The 17,839-nt window shown below is 33.3% G+C and carries 16 protein-coding genes; 7 read left to right on the forward strand and 9 right to left on the reverse strand.

Annotated features, from left to right (window positions below):
* Positions 1-24: 24 nt before the first annotated feature.
* The gene (locus GWR14_RS10675; protein ID WP_144336404.1) at positions 25-258 is read left to right on the forward strand and encodes a helix-turn-helix domain-containing protein; all 234 of its coding nucleotides are present in this window, start codon (positions 25-27) and stop codon (positions 256-258) included.
* A gap of 13 nt (positions 259-271) precedes the next feature.
* Here the strand turns inward: GWR14_RS10675 and GWR14_RS10680 are convergent, their stop codons facing one another.
* Positions 272-760, reverse strand: coding sequence for a hypothetical protein (locus GWR14_RS10680; RefSeq protein ID WP_163409016.1), 489 nt, complete (start codon positions 758-760; stop codon positions 272-274).
* A gap of 5 nt (positions 761-765) precedes the next feature.
* The gene (locus tag GWR14_RS10685) at positions 766-1,920 is read right to left on the reverse strand and encodes a site-specific integrase (protein WP_163409017.1); all 1,155 of its coding nucleotides are present in this window, start codon (positions 1,918-1,920) and stop codon (positions 766-768) included.
* A 533-nt stretch (positions 1,921-2,453) separates the two neighbouring features.
* Between GWR14_RS10685 and GWR14_RS10690 the strand changes: the two genes are divergently transcribed.
* The 5 genes from GWR14_RS10690 (at position 2,454) to GWR14_RS10710 (ending at position 8,702) form a co-directional block, all read left to right on the forward strand.
* Positions 2,454-3,278, forward strand: coding sequence for a helix-turn-helix domain-containing protein (locus tag GWR14_RS10690; RefSeq protein ID WP_163409018.1), 825 nt, complete (start codon positions 2,454-2,456; stop codon positions 3,276-3,278).
* A gap of 292 nt (positions 3,279-3,570) precedes the next feature.
* A complete protein-coding gene (locus GWR14_RS10695) occupies positions 3,571-4,926 on the forward strand; it encodes a TolC family protein (protein ID WP_163409019.1) in 1,356 nt (451 codons plus the stop codon).
* A gap of 131 nt (positions 4,927-5,057) precedes the next feature.
* A complete protein-coding gene (locus tag GWR14_RS10700) occupies positions 5,058-6,110 on the forward strand; it encodes an HlyD family secretion protein (RefSeq protein ID WP_163409020.1) in 1,053 nt (350 codons plus the stop codon).
* A gap of 1 nt (position 6,111) precedes the next feature.
* A complete protein-coding gene (locus tag GWR14_RS10705) occupies positions 6,112-7,695 on the forward strand; it encodes an efflux MFS transporter permease (protein WP_163409021.1) in 1,584 nt (527 codons plus the stop codon).
* A 347-nt stretch (positions 7,696-8,042) separates the two neighbouring features.
* Positions 8,043-8,702 carry an HAD family hydrolase gene (locus tag GWR14_RS10710; RefSeq protein ID WP_163409022.1) on the forward strand — a complete coding sequence of 220 codons (660 nt, stop codon included), beginning with the start codon at positions 8,043-8,045 and terminating at the stop codon, positions 8,700-8,702.
* Between the two features lie 58 nt (positions 8,703-8,760).
* Here GWR14_RS10710 and GWR14_RS10715 read toward each other — a convergent pair whose 3' ends face one another.
* The 7 genes from GWR14_RS10715 to GWR14_RS10745 form a co-directional block, all read right to left on the reverse strand.
* Positions 8,761-9,078, reverse strand: a complete 318-nt coding sequence (locus tag GWR14_RS10715; protein ID WP_007805184.1) for a 2Fe-2S iron-sulfur cluster-binding family protein — start codon at positions 9,076-9,078, stop codon at positions 8,761-8,763.
* Between the two features lie 65 nt (positions 9,079-9,143).
* The gene (locus tag GWR14_RS10720; RefSeq protein WP_163409023.1) at positions 9,144-9,620 is read right to left on the reverse strand and encodes a hypothetical protein; all 477 of its coding nucleotides are present in this window, start codon (positions 9,618-9,620) and stop codon (positions 9,144-9,146) included.
* A 216-nt stretch (positions 9,621-9,836) separates the two neighbouring features.
* Positions 9,837-10,076, reverse strand: coding sequence for a NifU family protein (locus GWR14_RS10725; protein WP_017494691.1), 240 nt, complete (start codon positions 10,074-10,076; stop codon positions 9,837-9,839).
* Between the two features lie 85 nt (positions 10,077-10,161).
* Complete coding sequence (locus tag GWR14_RS10730; RefSeq protein WP_163409024.1) at positions 10,162-11,292, reverse strand: Mrp/NBP35 family ATP-binding protein; 1,131 nt, start codon at positions 11,290-11,292, stop codon at positions 10,162-10,164.
* Positions 11,293-11,581: 289 nt separating this feature from the next.
* Positions 11,582-14,011 (reverse strand): ABC transporter permease, encoded by a 2,430-nt coding sequence (locus tag GWR14_RS10735; RefSeq protein ID WP_163409025.1) that lies wholly within the window; start codon positions 14,009-14,011, stop codon positions 11,582-11,584.
* A 123-nt stretch (positions 14,012-14,134) separates the two neighbouring features.
* A complete protein-coding gene (locus GWR14_RS10740; protein ID WP_163409026.1) occupies positions 14,135-14,842 on the reverse strand; it encodes an ABC transporter ATP-binding protein in 708 nt (235 codons plus the stop codon).
* A 140-nt stretch (positions 14,843-14,982) separates the two neighbouring features.
* Positions 14,983-16,227, reverse strand: a complete 1,245-nt coding sequence (locus GWR14_RS10745; RefSeq protein WP_163409027.1) for an efflux RND transporter periplasmic adaptor subunit — start codon at positions 16,225-16,227, stop codon at positions 14,983-14,985.
* A gap of 156 nt (positions 16,228-16,383) precedes the next feature.
* Here GWR14_RS10745 and GWR14_RS10750 point away from each other — a divergent pair, with 156 nt between their 5' ends.
* On the forward strand, positions 16,384-17,727 hold the full coding sequence (locus tag GWR14_RS10750; protein WP_163409028.1) for a sigma-54-dependent transcriptional regulator: 1,344 nt from the start codon (positions 16,384-16,386) through the stop codon (positions 17,725-17,727).
* Positions 17,728-17,839: the final 112 nt, after the last annotated feature.

Below are 17,839 nucleotides of genomic sequence, written 5' to 3' on the forward strand. Positions count from 1 at the left end.
CGACAAAAATCCAAATTTAGTTCAATGGAAAATTTGGACAAAGATATCGACACTATAATCCTGCAAATTGCTGAAAAGATTAAAGCATTAAGAAAAGAAAAAGGTTTCACTAGTTATGAAACCTTTGCATTTGAATATGATATTAATCGAGTTCAATATTGGAGAATTGAAAAGGGTAATAATATTACACTTAAAACCCTAATCAAAGTTCTCGCAATTCATAATTTAACTCTTAACGAGTTTTTTAAAGATTTGTAATTTGAACAGCTACCTATGTAGTTTTAATTTTGGAAATACGCTTATTTCTTTTTTTGTCCATAAATGCTTCATGGTCCTGAATACAGTAGTAAGTGTATTCAAATTCGTCTGAATCCAATGATTCTTCCATATCATCATCATCCATTCTCGAAACTCCAATTTCTGATAGTAGAAAGCTTAGGCATTTGTCGTATTCCTCAAGGCTTAAATCTCTCCCTAGCTCGACTTGATAATACCAGTTGCTTAAATATCCACTAAAGTATAAAGTTTCGTAACCCCTATGCTTAGAATAGAGTAGATAAATTTCAATACAATAGATTTTATTTTTATTTTTTCTATTATAAAGTTTAGTTTTATAAAGAACATCCTTTTTTGATAAGCAGATTTCACCGTTAAAGAATTTATATTTATTATTAGTAGGAGCTAATTTCCATTTTAATTTTTCATTGGGGATAACTTTATTGTAAATCATTTCAATGTATTCGCTTTTAGTATTTTTCATTTTGTTTAGTTTTTAGAGTTAAAATTTACATTATTCATTATACTTTTCATCTGTGTAACATCTACGCCAGTATAAGAGTAAGTTTGGCTTAGCTTTTTATGTCCCATCATTTTAGAGATATAAAATACATTTACATTATTATTCAATAAAGTAGTGCCAAAAGTGTGGCGAGCTAGATGGAAATGAAGCGTCTTTTTTATTTCAGCAATTTCTCCAATTGTTTTTAAATATCTATTTACAGTTTGGTTCTCTATCGGAGGGAAAATGTTTTCATCTTCTTCTCTTTGATTGTAAAATTTGCAGATTATTTTTTTTGCATCCACATTAACAGGTACTTTTAAATCTACATTTGTTTTGACTTGCTTTAAACTAATGAATCCATTTTTATAGTTTTCCTTTTTTAAAGCGATAACATCGCTAAAACGCATACCTGTATAACAACTAAATAAAAACATATTTCTAGTTAGCTCCAGATGTTTTTTTAAAGATAGATCACATGTTTTAATTTGGTTAATTTCGGGAATCGTTAAATATACTTCTCTAGCTCTTGGTGAAACATTTTGTAATCCTTTCCAAGATTCGTTTTTTAAAACTTCTAATTTTACAGCTTCTTTTAAGGCTCTTTTTAAGAATTTAATCATATTATATCTTCCACTATTGGTTTTAATTAAATAGTTGTCAAATTCAATCATAAAAGAATAATCGATTTCTGAAAGTTTTAAACCTGGCTTAAAATCTTTCATTTTCTTACCTAGAGTCACATAATGTATTTGGGTACTTTCTTTTATTGTAAGAAAATGCCTTTTACAAAATGATTCATAAAATTTGGAAAACAATAGATCATCTTCTGAATCAGATTTCCCATTCCAAAAATTAGAAATCTCATCTTTAGAAAGTGATCTACCAAGGCTTTTACTTTCCCGAATAAAGTCTTCAAGTTTTTGCTTCTTTTTCTTAATTACAGCATTTAGATTGCCGAAGCCTTTTCCGATACCTTGTTCGGTATTTTTATCCCAATACCTTTCTTCTATAAACTCAGAAGAAGAAAATTTTTGTGTTACATTATTTCGTTGTAAGACAATGTGAATTGGACAAGTTCCATCTTTTCGAATTTTGTCCGTTCTTAAGACCGCTCGCACGGTGAAATAATTTATTTCCATATGAAAATATTTTAATGTTATATTTTTTCATTAACTCTAGTAAGCTTTTTTGTTTCTTGCTAAATTCTCGGCTAAATTATAAATATAAATCTTACAAATAAGTATTAAATTACTGATTTATTGACAGTTGTATTTTCTTTTTGGATTTAAAATATTCCATTTGGCTGAAAAAAATTAACATTTTTAACTAAATTTAACATTTTATTAAGGTTAAATCTTACAGTAAATAGATTTAAAGTGTGTTACTTAGATTGCAAAAACTCTTTTTTGACAACAAATAATTAGGTAAAGTAATTTCATTGAAATTTACAAGAAACATCCCCTAAGCCGTTCCCTTTAAATCTTCAACTTCTGTAAACTATTGGATTTACTAGCAGTATATGAATAAGTTCGAGTCCCGTCCAGACCGCAATATTGGAAAAGCCTTTCTTAACGGAAAGGCTTTTTTGTTTTACACCCTTTCTTCGGCAAATTCCTAACTGTTCAATATCCTAATTAGAATTTGGAATTTATTTCTTCCCTATCTTTATATTATGGAACAATCAACATTCAAAGTAGACAAATATTATCTTCATAAAGTAGATGCCGATAAAAAAAGTATTTACTGTCATCATGATATAATGGGTGAATTACTAGTTCCAACCCACAAACATAGCAAAGCACAAATGCTCTATGCAGAAGGCGATGTAGTTTTTGTGACAACTGAAACAAAATCCTATTTTTTACCTGCAAGACATTTTATCTGGATTCCTGCCGGATTAGAGCATAGTATTGAGCCAAAATCGGAACATGTGATGATGCGAAATCTGTATTTTCCAGTTGAAAAAAATGAAGATGAATTCTATAAAAGCGAAGGCATTTATCCGGTAAACAATTTGCTGCTTCAAATGATGATGTTTACCAATCAGTGGAATGGTGACTTGAAAAAGGGAAGTCCGAGTTTTGTGATTGCAAAAGCCATAAAAGCGATTCTTCCTCAAATATGTCACACAAATTTGCCTTTAGAGCTTCCTCAGCCCAAAGATAAACGACTTGGAAAAATTCTTCGACACATTGAAAATAATCTGGGAGAAACGATTCTCTTTGCAGATGTGGCGCATGAATTTGGCTTTAGCGAACGCTCTTTGTATCGCTTATTTCAAAAAGATCTCAAAATGTCTTTTATTCAATATTATACCATTCGAAGGATCTTGAAAGCTATCGAACTTTTGCTAGAAAGGAAGCTTTCTGTAAAAGAGGTAGCTCAAGAAGTTGGTTATAATAGTGTTCCAACTTTTAGCAACACTTTTTTCAAGATTTTAGGCCAAAGACCTTCTGATTATCTAAATGGAAAAGAAATCTTGGAAAGAGGTAAGTAATTTTTATTTGATTAAATATAAATAGGTTTCTCTCGCAGATCTTGCAGATTTAGGAGATTTTTTAAGAAAAAATAAGGATCTGCACATATCTGCTAAAATCCTTTTAAATCTGCGTGAAAATTTTACAAACCAAAACTACTTTTCAATAAATTGTTTTTCAGTATTTTAATATAACGTTTTCGGAAAAATGGAATTTTAACATTTGTCCGAAATGAATATGTTGTTGTCTTTTTATAATCTTCCGCCAAGGAAAAAATGAAGGAACTTTGCAGCATAAAATATTCAAATATTCATGTTCCTTACAAAAACAAACTCTAAAGAAGATTGTTTTCCCAGAAGCTTATTGATTTTACTAATAGCATTAGTATTCAATAGTTTACAGGCTCAGGAAGTTCATACGGTTTCTTTACAAGAAGCAATGAAACTGGCGAAGGAAAACAACAAAAAAGTCCTTAAATCTCAACTGGAGATTACGCTCGCTGAGCAAAACATCAAAGAAAGAAAAGAACTTAGATTACCGGATGTACAACTAAACGGAATGTACTCCAGAATTACCAACATTACAGAATTTAAAGGAGATGGTTTCTTAAACGGAAAAGAAGTTACGAAAGCAATTCCTGAAATCTACGAGGTCAATTCAACTTTTAAAATGCCGATTTACGTTGGAAACAAAATCAACAACGCGATTAAAATTGCGAATCAGGAAAACGAAATTGCAAAAATAAAATCGGAAAAAACAGAAAATGATATTGAACTGGAAGTTGTTGCAAACTATCTGGCAATTTATAAAATGATGGAACTTCAAAAAATATTTGAAGAAAATATCAAAGAGGAAAAAAGCCGATTAAAAGAAGTGCAATCGCTTCAAAAACACGGAACGGTAACCAAAAATGAGGTGATTCGTGCTGAATTACAGCTCTCAGATCGTGAGTTGAATGCGCTTACAAATTCCAAAAACATTCAAATAGCGCTTCACGATCTGAAGACTTTAATTCAGGTTCCAGAAAACGAAGAAATTGCAATCGATACCACTGCAAGTCTGGATGAAATGAATGGTTTGGATCCGTATGATTTTTATCTGAATAAAGCCATGCAGAATGAAGAAATGCGAATGGCGAGTCAGGAATTAGACATTAGTAAAACTGAAATGCAATTGGTAAAAGGGAATTATCTGCCAAGTGTAAACTTCTTTGGGAATTATGGTTTTTATTATCCAAACTACAAATTCTTTCCGCCAAATCCATATTTGTACACTTTAGGTCAGGTAGGAATCGAGGCGCGTTTTGATCTTCCGGCTTTGTATAAAAACAAAACGAAAGTGGCAAAAGCGAGTACTAAAATCGATATGCAGAAAATGCAGACTGAAATTATAAAAGAAGAAATTCAAGATCAGCTATATAAAGAACATACGCAGTATCAGGAAATTCTTGAAAAGTTTGTCGTGGTTGATAAAGCTTTGGATTTAGCCGAAGAAAATTATCGAATCGTAAAGCTAAAGTACTTAAACCAATTGGTTTTAATTACCGAAATGGTCGATGCTGACAATGCTTTGCTTCAGGCGAAATACAACAAAATCTCTACTCGATTGGATGCTGTTTTGAAACATTACCAAATGATGCATACGGCTGGGATTATGCCTCAGAGCTAAAATGCTGGTGAAAGAGTAGGCTAAAGCTTTAGAAGAAAGAAGTAAGAAGAAAGACTTAATGCGAGAATTTTAGAAGAAAGAAGCAAGAGAAAAGACTTAAAAGAAAGAACTAAGATAAAGAGATAAAAAAGATGGTTAAGATAAAAAATGAAACTAAAAGAAATAAAACGTTTCATATACTAATAACAATTATTGCGTGTGCGCTGGTAATAAGCGGAGTTATTTTGGGGATTTGGTTTTATGTGTTTAACAGAAATCACGAAGAAACAAATGATGCTCAAGTAGAGCAATACGTCACGCCAATTATGTCGAGAATTACAGGTTATGTGCAAGAAGTTCGTTTTGACGAAAACCAATTTGTGCATAAAGGAGATACTTTGGTGGTAATCGATAATAGAGAATATAAATCGAAATTGAATGTGGCTCTTGCCGATGTTCAAAATGCGCAGCAAAATAGCGTTGTGGCTCAAAAAAATGCCATTAATACAGCAAGTGCAACGGCAATTAACGAATCTCAATTAGAAGCTGCAAAATCAAATCTTTGGAAAACAAAATTAGAATACGAAAGATATAAAGCTTTAGTAAGCGAAGAAGCGGCAACTTCTCAACAATTAGAAAAAGTTAAGGCAGATTACGAGTCGGCGCAAGCACATTTTCAGGAAATGAGAAACAGAATTCATTCGGCAACTTTAACCACTTCTGTTGCCGAAGCGAATGTTCCAACAACGCAAACGAATATTGCATCAAAACAAGCTGTTGCAGATAATGCGGCATTGTTTCTTTCGTACACGGTAATCACAGCGCCTTATGACGGCTGGGTTGGAAAAAGAACTTTACAGCCAGGACAAATGATAAAAGAAGGACAGTCTTTGCTTTCTATCGTAAGTAAAGAAAAATGGATTACAGCCAATTTTAAAGAAACGCAATTGCAATATTTAACCGTTGGGCAAGAAGTAGAAATTAAAGCCGATGCTGTAAGCGATAAAGTTTTCGAAGGAACAATTGCGTCGTTATCGCCTGCGAGCGGTGCTAGATTCTCGCTTCTTCCACCTGATAATGCAACTGGAAACTTCGTAAAAATAGAACAGAGAATTCCGGTTCGAATTCAATTAAAAGAACAAGACAAACAAACCGATTTTTTAAGAGCAGGAATGAACATTACGGTTGTTGCTGCGCACAAATAAAATGGAAGATAAAAGTATATTTAAATCATGGGTTCCAAAATGGGCGATCATTACTATTTTGTTCGTTTGTTTGCTGCATTCCATGATTTTATTGGGAGTTTATACGTCAAACGTAACGTATGCGGCAAGTTTTCTGGATATTGAGCCAGAAGATTTGCAGTTTGCGATGTGCGTTACGTATGGAACTTTACTGGCAACCATTTTAATAGAAAGCCGATTTTCGAGTTTTTTCCCTGCAAAAAATTACCTGATGGCAGTGTATTCCTTAATTGGAATTACGATCGTTTCATCGGCTTATATTACCAATTTCTCTGTCTTTTTATTGATGAGAATTGCCGAAGGAATCCTGATGGCGCTTCCTGTAATCACAATTAGACAATTGCTTATTGAGCAGTTTAATACTAAAAATGCTATTATTATTGGATTTTCATTTTACTATGGCGCGCTGTTGTTGTCTACGCCTTTTATTATGAATATCGCCGTGTGGTTTCTCGATCATTACAACTGGAAATACATGTTGTATGTTTCGGGCGGACTACAGGTTCTAAACGTCTTTTTAATCTTAGTTACTTTCAGAGGGCACCGAATTACAAAGAAGATTCCGTTGTATCAAATCGACTGGATGAGTTATTTTTTGGTTTTAATTTCGATTCTTTGCGGTGCCTACTTTTTTGTTTATGCTGAGAAAAAATATTGGTTGCAGTCTTCAGAAATGGTTTTAATATTGATGATTTCGCTTATTACTGGCGGATTATTCATTTTTAAAGAACGTTTAGTAAAAAGGCCAAGTTTTGATTTTGAAGTTATAAAATACGCCAATCTGCGAATAGGATTTTTATTGTTTTTCCTTTTCTATATCAGCAGAGCAACGTTGAGTCTTTGTCATTCGGCGATGTTTTCCATTTGGAATTGGGATCCTTCTCGTGTTGCGGGCGTTCAGTACATAAACGGATTAGGAAATGTAATCGGACTTATTTTGGCTGCTTTTTTTCTGATGAGATCTGTTTCGACAAAAATTATTTTCATGATTGGTTTTACGCTTATTGCTATTTTCCATTTCTGGTTTACGTTTCTTTTTGTGCCAGATATTGCATTGAGCGATATTGTCATTCCCTATATTTTGCAAGGAATCGGTGTGGGGTTTTTATTTGTTCCGCTCATCTTATTTACCACATCATCGGTTCCGGCAAATATGGCGGTTTCTTCAGGAATTGTAGGCGTTTCGGGACGTTTTTGGGGAAGTACAATTGGTTTCTGCGTAATGCAAAATGCAATGGTTTTCTTGAATAAAAAACACTTCTTGAAATTAAGTCAATTTGTAACAGGCGAGAATTCAGAAGCACAGCAAACTATCGCAAGTACAACACAAAGTTTTATGGCCAAAGGTTATTCTGCAGATAATGCGAATGTTTTAGCTATGAAAAAGATTTTCGGTACAATAGCTAAACAATCGACTTTATTGGCCGATATGGAGATTTATACGATTGTAGGTTATGGTTTAGTGGTTTTGATAATTCTAATTGCCTGTAATCAGCATTTGAAACAGACGATGACTTTGGTAAAAAGTAAAATTTGGATAGGCTAATTTTGTTTCAGGTTTCAAGTTTCAAGTTTTTGCAAATCTTTGTCGATTAGTACCGCAGAGACGCAGATACGCAAATTTTTGTTTTTGTAGCCACTGATTATTAAGATAAAAAGGATTTTGTTTCACGCAGATTTTGCAGATTAAAGCAGATTTAATTTTTAAGATTTTAGATAATAAATAATCTGCGTGTATCTGCTAAAATCTTTTTCAAATATGCGTGAAACAAAAACTTTGCGTCTTTGCATCTTTGCGATACTAAAAAATCTTAGCGAATCTCTGCGAGAAACCTCAGTGTATCTCCGCGGAAAACCCTTATCTTACACCCGTTAAAAAAACAAATAAATATTATGAGCCAGCAATGTGTAATTTTTGATATGGATGGCGTGATTTGCCACACCAATCCGCATCATGTAGTCGCTTTTGAAGAGTTTTTCAATAAATATAAAATTCCGTACACCAATGAAGAATTTGAAGAACACATGTACGGAAAACACAATAGTTATATTATGACGCATTTCTTCAAACGTCCAATTACTGGAGAAGAACTAATCAAATTGGAAAATGAAAAAGAAGGAATGTTCCGTGAGATTTATAAAGACAAAGTCGAAACGATTCCGCATTACATGTCTTTTTTAAACGAATTAAAATCTCATGGATTCAAAACAGCTGTTGCCACATCAGCACCGCGTGCGAATCTGGATCTGATTGCAAATTTCCTGAAACTCGACGAAAAAATGGATTCGATGATGTCCAGCGAAGATGTTACGTTTCATAAACCAAATCCGGAAGTATATCTAAAATCGGCAGAAAGAGTTGGAGCTTCTCCTTCGGATTGTGTGGTTTTCGAAGATTCTTTTTCCGGTGTTACAGCAGGATTAAATGCAGGTATGAAAGTCGTAGGCGTTTTGAGCACACATACAAAAGAAGAACTTCCTCCTTGTGATTTTTATATCAATGATTATAGTGAAGTAAATGTAAATAAGGTACTGGAACTACTAAGGAGATAATTTAAATTACAAAAGAAAAATAGAAAACCTCCAGCCTAAACTGGAGGTTTCTTATGATTTAATATTCAGGAGCTAACTCGAGTTCCAATCCTTCTAATTCTGTGGTAATTGGAATCTGGCAACCTAAACGACTATTGGATTTAACATAAAACGCTTCTGAAAGCATTGCCTCTTCATCGTCTCCCATTTCAGGCAGTGCAACATCATTTAAAACATAACACTGGCAGGAAGCACACATAGCCATTCCTCCACAGGTTCCCTCAACAGGAAGTTCATATGCTTTGCACAATTCCATGATATTCATTGCCATATCCGTTGGAGCCTGTAATTCGTGTATAACCCCTTCACGGTCTTTAATCTTTATTAATACATCCATTTTTAATTATTGGAATTTTACTGATTTAGAATTTGATAACGTGAACAAATTCTATTATTATTTAATTAACTTGATTTTAAACTAAATGCATATTCTTTTCCATTACTGTCTTTGATGTGCATTTTTGCACCCAGATAATTTCCGCCTTTTTCCAGTAATGTTACAATAGCAATCACAGAATAATAATCTTTTTCTGCCTGAAAAATTAATGTTCCCTCATATGTTATATTCACAACACCTTGTTTATCGGTTTGAGATGAGATTTTTCTAGGATGAGAAAATTCTGCCGAGCTGTAAGTTGCTTTATCTGAGAATTTTGGTCTTCCTTCGCAAAAATCATACAAAAAATCATAATTCCCTATTCTAAGGCTTCCATCTCCCTGATTGTTAACAGCAAATACAATCTTCCCAGAATAATTATAATCCGACCATTCTCCTGAATCATTAACCCAGGCTTTGTCTACAGTTAACGTTTCTGAGCCTTGCTGAGCATTTATACTTACTGAAAATAATAATACAAACAGAACGTAAAAGTTTTTCATGATTTTGAGATTTAGGGGTTTACGGTACAAATTTAAGTTAAAAATGTAACAATTTCTTAACCAAATCTCTTAAATCTTTAAGCCATTTTTTATCAAAATCGCAAAAAAAACCATGTTTTAACTGTTTAGTATAAAAAATTATAGCAAAACGATTCAAATGACTATTATTCTTGTTAAGTTTTTACAACTAAAAAAAGAACAATAACGAGTTGTTCGCTACATAATATTTACTACAGTTTCTATTTGCGGAGCATATTTTTTTATAGTGGTTTCTACACCAGCTTTAAGTGTCATTTGATTTACACTGCAGCTAATACATGCTCCTTCAAGACGAACTTTTACATGCTTGTCGTCTTCTATCGAAATTAGCGTAATGTCTCCTCCATCAGAATTTAAAAAAGGTCTGATTTCATCAAGAGCCAATAATACGTTACTTGTTAATTCTTCTGTTGTCATAATATTTTAATGTGTCAATTAGAGAATGTTTCAATTAGATAATTATCCTTCATTATCTAATTATCAAATTATCTCAATTATCTAATTAATTCTTTTTTACTGCTGAACATCCTGCCATTGTTGTAATCTTAATAGCTTCTGTTGCAGGTAAGCTTTCGTTTCTGTTTACTGTTTCCTGAACCACATTTCTGGTTATTTCTTCAAAGACAGTTTCAATTGGAGACGCTGTCTGCAAAGCTGCCGGACGTCCATAATCTCCCGCTTCACGAATAGATTGTACAATTGGAACTTCTCCTAAAAACGGAACGTTCAGGTCTTCTGCAAGATTTTTTGCTCCGGCCTGTCCAAAGATATAGTATTTATTTTCAGGTAATTCTTCAGGTGTAAAATACGCCATGTTTTCAATTATACCCAAAACCGGTACATTGATATTGTCCTGCATGAACATAGATACTCCTTTTTTAGCATCTGCCAAAGCTACTGCTTGCGGAGTACTTACTACAACAGCTCCTGTTATTGGAAGTGACTGCATAATCGAAAGGTGAATATCTCCTGTTCCCGGAGGTAAATCAAGCAACATGAAATCCAATTCTCCCCAATCTGCATCAAAAATCATTTGATTTAGTGCTTTTGCAGCCATTGGACCTCTCCATATTACAGCCTGGCTTGGTGCAGTGAAAAATCCGATTGAAAGCATTTTGATTTCATAACTTTCAACAGGTTTCATTTTTGATTTTCCGTCAACGCTAACCGAAATTGGTTTTTCGTTTTCTACATCAAACATAATTGGCATTGAAGGCCCGTAAATATCGGCATCCAAAACTCCAACTTTAAATCCCATTTTTGCAAGAGTTACGGCTAAATTTGCTGTAACAGTAGATTTTCCAACACCTCCTTTTCCGGAAGCTACGGCAATTATATTTTTGATTCCCGGAATAGCACGACCTTTAATTTCGACTTTTTCAGGAACTTCAACTTTAACATTAACTTTAATTTTTGCATCAGCCGATATCAACTCATGAATTGTTTTTTTAACATCGTCTTCTGCTCTTTTTTTGATGTGCATTGCAGGAGTATGCAGTACCAGATCAACAACAACTTCGTCTCCAAACGTAAGTACATTGGCAACAGCACCACTTTCAACCATATTTTTTCCTTCTCCGGCTATGGTAATAGTTTCCAAAGCTTTAAGAATTTCTTTTCTATCTAATTTCATTTTTGATATAAGTATTTTCTAATGAATGAAATTAATTTTAAAATGATATTGTATTTAAACTAATTTCAGGTTGCAAAGATAAGGCATAAAGTTTGGATTTTTGATGTTTTGAATTGTATTTGTTGATATTAGGATTATTCAAAACAATATCAAACTATTTTGTGAACCAAAAAAATTAAAAAGTAAAGGATTGGTTATTTCTTTTAATTTGAAAAGGAAGATTATAGAATAAAAAAAGAAACCCGTCAGATTAGTTGTTCCGACGGGTTTTAAAAAAATGGTCTACAAGTTATTCGTATTTTAAATATTTAAGGATATCGATTTTAGTAACCTGATATGCCTTTGCCAAAACTATTATCAAAGTTAATGCCAATAATGAAATTAGGGCGATTATAAACGGAATTGTCGAAACATTAATTCTGAAAGCAAAATTCTCAAGCCACTTCTGTAATAAAATATAAGCCGGTACAATACCGATTGCAAATCCCATCAAACAGAATACAATATACTGTCTGGACAATTCTTTTAATAAAATATCGGTTTCTGCGCCTAATGTTTTTCTAATGGCAATTTCCTTAAGTCTTCTTTCCATTGAAAATGAAGCCAAAGCAAACAATCCGAAAACAGCAATAATGATCACAACCAGATTCAAAATAAAAAATAAATCTTTTTGCTTTACCTGCTCCTGATAAGTTTTTGCAAACCCTTTGTCTACAAATTCATAATCAAAAGGATAATCCTGATTGATGTTTTTCTCCCAATAAGATTCTAATTTAGCCAGTGTTTCGCTTAAATTATGTGGTGAAACTTTTATAAAAATATTATCAAAATTATTCCACTTTAAAGTTTTCAGATTCACAAAAACCATTGGTGGAACTTTATCCTGCAACCCTGTGATGTTAAAATCTTTTACAACACCAACTACCTTAAATTTTAAATTCCCTTTTTCATTACCCCAACCGGATGTTATGATTGTATTTACAGGATTTTTGAGATTCAGTGTTTTGGCCAGCGTTTCGTTTATCAGCCAGTTGTCGATAGTATCTGAAGCAAATTTTGGAGACAAATCCCGTCCCTGAACAATTTTAATTTTCATCATTTCAAGAAAACCAAAATCCATTTCTACATTTCGCGGCTGCACAAAAATACCATTATGTGTTAACCCTGAACTGGAATTGGTACTGTTTCCAAAAGAGCCTGCAAAAGTAGAGACATCCTCAACTCCTGATATTTTTTGCAGTTCTTGTTTAGCAATCAGATATTTCTCTGTCTTTTTTGCAGATTCGTGGAAGTTTAACGGAATTTTGATAACCTGATCCCCTGAAAAACCAAGTTCTTTGTTCATCATATAATTTACCTGAGAGTTGACAATTAATGCCCCGATTATAAAAAAGGCTGCAATACCAAATTGGAAAATCAACATCGAATTTCGAATCCAGATGCCGCTTTTACTTCTCGAGAAATTACCTTTTAAAACTTTTAAAGTTTCAAAATTTGAGATATAAATGGCAGGAAAAATGCCGGCAAGAATGATTACTAATCCAAATATAAAAATAAGCTGAAGGTAAAATTCACTGCCATTCATAGTCAGGGTTTTCTTCAAAAAAGTATTATAATATGGTAATGACAGCTCTACTATTGCCAAAGCAAATACAATGGCCAATAGTACAATTATAGCTGTTTCAAATATAAATTGTACTATAATCTGGTTTTTAGTGGCACCTACAATTTTACGGACACCTACTTCTTTAGCACGTTTTATAGCCGAAGCTGTGGCGAGATTAACATAATTTACCAAAGATAAAATCAGGATCAAAACAGATAAACCTGCCATGATAAAAAGTAATTGCAGATTTCCTCTTCCTTCCGGGAAGTTATTATTACTGGAGCTTTTTGTACCATACAGACGGGCTGTTGCCAACTGATCCAGAATAACTGTGATTTCTCCATTTTCTTTTACATATTGTTCAGGAGTCTGTCCGTTTTCTTTCGCATCTTTTAAAGTTCTGTTGACATAATTTACATGCTGCATTTTCTTCAGAACTGTATTTATGTCGACTCCCTTTTTGGTTTTAATCATTAAACCGTAACTGAAATTCCCCCAGTTTTGATCGTCTCCATCTCTTTCGATTCCTCCAAAAACAAAATGAGGCTCGACAGACGACGGACTAATAATTTTATAAACTGATTTTACAATATAATCTTTGTTATAATAATTGATTGTTTTGCCAATCGGATCTTCATTTTTAAAAATCAACTGAGCTGTTTCTTCAGAGATTGCAACACTGTTTTTTTCTTTAAGAATATTTGTTTTAGCTCCTTTTATAATTGGAAAAGGGAAAATTTCAAAAAAACCATTATCTGCTACGGTGATTTTTTTATCAAATATCTTCTGATTCTGATACTTTATCAGTGCGTCATTGTACCAGGAATTAAAGAAACTTATCGCTTCAATTTCAGGAATAGTGGCCTTACAGGTTTTTCCAAAAGGAATTGAACATGAAGACCACGTATCTCCTGTCATACCAATTTTATTGAGTACCTGATAAGCGTTTTCTTTTTCAGGATTCCATTGATCGTAAGCATGTTCATTATTCCAATACAAAATGGCGAAAATCACTCCTGCAATTCCGATGCTCAATCCCAGAACATTCAAAAAAGAGAATAATTTGTTTTGTTTTAAATGATAAATAAATATTTTAAACCAGTTATAAATCATGGTGCGTGTTTTTATAGTTATTTCAGTTTTGGCAAACCGATTTTTTAGACAATTGCGAATATTTTGCAAACAAACTCTACCAGAATTATGATTGCCGTTACAATAAATTTTAGCATCTTTTAGTTATTTAGCGTCCATAAAAACATCAACGTTTCGTTGATTTAACTTTTCAGAAAATATTACACCGTCTTTCATATGAATGGTTCTTTGCGAAAAAGAAGCATCATAATCAGAGTGGGTTACCATCAAAATAGTGGAGCCTTTTGCATGCAGATCGGTTAAAAGTTCCATTACCTCGTTACCGTTTTTACTGTCAAGGTTTCCCGTTGGCTCATCGGCAAGGATAATTTTTGGGTCGTTTACCAAAGCTCTTGCAACGGCAACTCTTTGCTGCTGTCCTCCTGAAAGCTGCTGAGGAAAGTGTTTCAAACGATGTGAAATATTTAATTTTTCCGCAATCGCTTCAATTTTTTGTTTTCTTTCTGCTGCTTTTACGTTGTTGTAAAGCAAAGGCAATTCGATATTGTCATACACAGAAAGTTCGTCGATCAGATTGAAATTCTGAAAAATGAATCCGATGTTTTCCTTACGAACCTGTGCTCTTCCTTTTTCTTTCAGGACAATCATTTCCTGATCTAATAAGGTATAGCTCCCGTCAGTTGCGCTGTCTAATAGTCCGATAATATTTAATAAAGTAGATTTTCCACAACCTGAAGGTCCCATGATAGTTAAAAAATCCCCTTTTTTAATTTCTAAAGAAATACCGCTCAATGCTGATGTTTCTACTTCTTCTGTTCTAAAAACTTTGGTTAAATTTTGAATTTTTATCATTTTGTAAAGGTGTTAAAATGTGATTGACTTCGTTTTTTGATTGATGATTGATGTTTTATTATTTTTGTTTCAGGTTTCAAGTTTCAAGTTTCAGGTTATTTAGTTACAGAAAACTTGAAACCTGAAACTTGAAACAATATTTATTCTTTATTAATCGAAAGCTCTTCTATATCCTTATAATCTGAATAAGATGATGTAATTATTGATTCCCCTTCTTTTAATCCTTCCAGGACTTCATAATACGAAGGATTTTCACGCCCTGTTTTTATGTTTCTTCTTTCGGCTTTGTTGCCTTTTACCACAAAAATCCATTTCCCGGCCGTTTCCTGATTAAAGCTTCCTTTTGGAACTACCAAAGTTTTGTTTCGTTCAGATAAAATCAGTTTTACGCCAAAACTTAATCCGTCTTGTAATGCGATAGTTTCTTTAGATGTAAAAGCCAGTTCTACTGTAAAATGCCCGTTTTTTACTTCCGGAATCACTTTGGTTACCATTACTTCAACGGTTTTTCCTTTAAACTCTACCTGTCCTTTCAAACCTTCGCGAACTTTTTCCAGATAAAATTCATCTACATCTGCAGCCAGTTTGTATCCTTTTTTAGAATCAATTTTACCGATGCTTTCTCCCGCCTGAAATGTTTTCCCTAAAACAGGTTCAAAAGAAGTCAATCTTCCGGATTCAGGAGCAAGGATCAGGAAATTCTTTTTATTATTTCGAAGGATTTCCAAGCTTTTTTCCATAGTCTGAATGGAATGGTTGATTTGCGAAATCTGAACCTGATTGGATTGCTTTTCTTTTTGAATACTTTGCTGAATCGTTTTTTTGCGTTCTTCCTGAAAACGTAAATTTTCTTTAAAAGTATTCCAGTCATTTCTTGAAATCACATCTTTATCATACAATTTCGAATTCATATCGTACAATCTTTTGGCATCATTATAATCATGTTCAATTAAAACCAAATCTTTGTTCAAAGTCAGTTCCTGATTTCTGATGTTTAGTTTTCCGGTGTTCAGATTATTGATCTGTTCGATAATAGCAGTTTCCTGAGTCAGGTAATTCAGTTCTGTATTTGGGTTGTACAAACGTGCCAGCGGCTGTCCTTTTGTTACCATCGTTCCGTTTTCTGTAAAAATCTCTTTTACAGATCCGCCTTCTGTAACATTTACAAGCATCACATTCAAAGGTTCAGCCTTTGCCTGAAAAACTACAAAATCTTCAAAAAAAGCTTTTTCTGCTTTTTGAATCGAAATTTCTTCTGCTTTTACGTTTAAAGTTCTTTTTGAATTAAAAGAAAAAAAGACCAACGCAGCCAAAGCTAAAAAAACTCCAATTGCTATTGTGAAATATCTAAATTTTCTATTTTTACGAGGAATTACCTTGTCCATTTTTTAATAATTTACTGATAATCAAAAGGTAAATACTGTGCCATAAAATTTATTTTTTGTAAAGCATTGATTTTAAAGAGATGCTAAAAACAATTCAAAAATCAAGTGTCCGATAATGAACAGCTGACCGTTCATAACCGGACAAAAAAATAAAGCATGAGAAAAAAACAAGCCCAAATATTGATTGTTGACGACCAGGAAGAAATTCTTTTTTCGGCAAAAATGATTCTTAAAAAACATTTTGAAACCATTTTCACGACCAGCAGCCCTAAAAAAATCATTTCGATTTTGAACGAAAATGACATAAATGTGGTTTTACTGGACATGAATTACAGAATCGGTTTTGAAGATGGACGCGAAGGGATTCACTGGCTAAAGGAAATCAAAACACTTTCTCCTAATACAATTGTGATTTTAATGACCGCTTTTGGAAAAATTGACACTGCAGTTGAAGGAATAAAAATTGGCGCTTTTGATTATGTTTTAAAGCCATGGAACAACGAAAAGCTGCTCGAAATAATCGACAAATCGGTTACCGAAAGCCGCAAAAACAATAAAAAACCTGCTGCTGAAAAAACCGAAAAAAGATATTTTACCGGAACTTCCCAAAAAATAAAACAAGCTTATTCTATTGCCGAAAAAGTAGCCCGAACTGATGCCAATGTATTGATTTTGGGCGAAAACGGAACCGGAAAATATGTTTTTGCGGAATTCATTCATCAAAATTCCACACGAAAAAACGAACCTTTTGTACATGTCGATTTGGGTTCTCTGAGTGATAATTTGTTCGAAAGTGAACTTTTTGGATATGCAAAAGGTGCTTTTACCGATGCCAAAACCGATACACCCGGAAGATTTGAAACGGCACAAAACGGAACCATTTTTTTAGACGAAATTGGCAATATTCCACTGCATCTGCAATCTAAGTTATTACACGTTTTACAGACCAAAACAGTGACTCGTTTGGGCGAAAGTAAAGCACGACCTTTGAATGTCCGAATCATTTCGGCTACTAATAATGATATCAAAGCTGAAGTAAAAAATAAAACGTTTAGAGAGGATTTATTATACCGAATAAATACCATGGATATTAATTTGCCGCCTTTGCGTGAGCGAAAAGACGATATTGTTCCGATGGCCAATTTTGTTCTGGATCAGATTGCTGAAAAGTATAATCAGGATAACTGGCGTTTCGCCGAGAATGTGGCTCCTTACTTAGAACGTTATCCATGGAAAGGAAATGTTCGCGAAATGGAAAACAAAATTGAACGTGCTTTGATTCTGGCAGATAATAACACGATTTCTATAACCGATTTAGATATTCTGGATTTTGAAGAAATTCAGGAGAATGATGAGAATCCGTTGTCTGAACTGGAAAAAACAGCAATAGAAAAAGCACTTTTGAAACATCACGGCAACATCAGTAAAACAGCCGAAGAATTAGGTCTATCAAGAGCGGCTTTGTACAGAAGAATTGAAAAATACGATTTGAAGAATTAAAGAGAAAGAAGCAACAGCCAAGAAGTATGATTTTTATCTACTGAATCTGCAAGATCTGCGAGAGACTAAAATTTTAAGACAATGTAAAAATCTTTTTAATCCTTTTAATCTG

It is taken from the genome of Flavobacterium ajazii (genome assembly GCF_010614725.1).
Classification (GTDB): Bacteria; Bacteroidota; Bacteroidia; order Flavobacteriales; family Flavobacteriaceae; genus Flavobacterium; species Flavobacterium ajazii.